Source organism: Pararcticibacter amylolyticus (assembly GCF_003130405.1).
Lineage (GTDB): Bacteria > Bacteroidota > Bacteroidia > Sphingobacteriales > Sphingobacteriaceae > Arcticibacter > Arcticibacter amylolyticus.
The window spans coordinates 1-713 of sequence record NZ_QEAS01000092.1; the positions used below are offsets into that span (position 1 = coordinate 1).

Genomic DNA, 713 nt, shown 5'->3' on the forward strand with positions numbered 1-713 from the left:
TGTCCATTCCTAAAAAAGCTATACACAAATTAAAAAGTGTATGGAAAGTAAAAGAAGGAAAGCGAAGTCAGAGAGAGAGGGAAAGCATACGCCCTTTGACAAGCGGGAAATTAAGAAAATCGTAGAGGAGATCGAAAGTGGGGTACCACGTCGGGAGATACTGAGTCGGTACGGTATGCATGAATCGACTTTAACGAATTGGATGAACCGTTATGGGTCCAAGGAGTATTATGCAGAACGGAGCCGGCAGTATAGCTCCTCAGAGAAACGAACAGTACTTCGGGCAGTAGCATCAGGAATGTCGGTTGGGGAAGCATGTGTAGCCTTTGGGATCAAATGCAGGACGGTAGTAGACCGTTGGGTGAGGCAACAAAAAGCAGAAAATGCCGAACTTAGCCGTCAAACAGCAACAGTGAAAAAATCAGAAGAGAAGAAACCAAAAGAAGTTTCGGCGGGCCATCTCAGAGAGTTGGAGGAACAATTGGCAGAAGCACAGTTAAAGATCCGGGCCTTGGAGACGATGATCGATATAGCGGAAGAACAGCTAAAAATCGATATCCGAAAAAAGTCTGGAGCCAAACAGTCACCAAAATGAAACAGGAGGAACCCCGAATGGGAATCAAGCAACTGTGCAGACTGTTTGGCAAAACACGTCATGCCTGGTATGACCATCAGTGGCGCTATCAGGATACCGGATTAAAAGAGGAGATCAT

At 45.7% G+C, this 713-nt stretch carries 1 protein-coding gene; it reads left to right on the forward strand.

All coding sequences use genetic code 11. The annotated features are described in order from the left end of the window. The first annotated feature begins 40 nt into the window (after positions 1-40). A complete protein-coding gene (locus tag DDR33_RS25200; protein ID WP_109418513.1) occupies positions 41-595 on the forward strand; it encodes a helix-turn-helix domain-containing protein in 555 nt (184 codons plus the stop codon). Positions 596-713 lie beyond the last annotated feature (118 nt).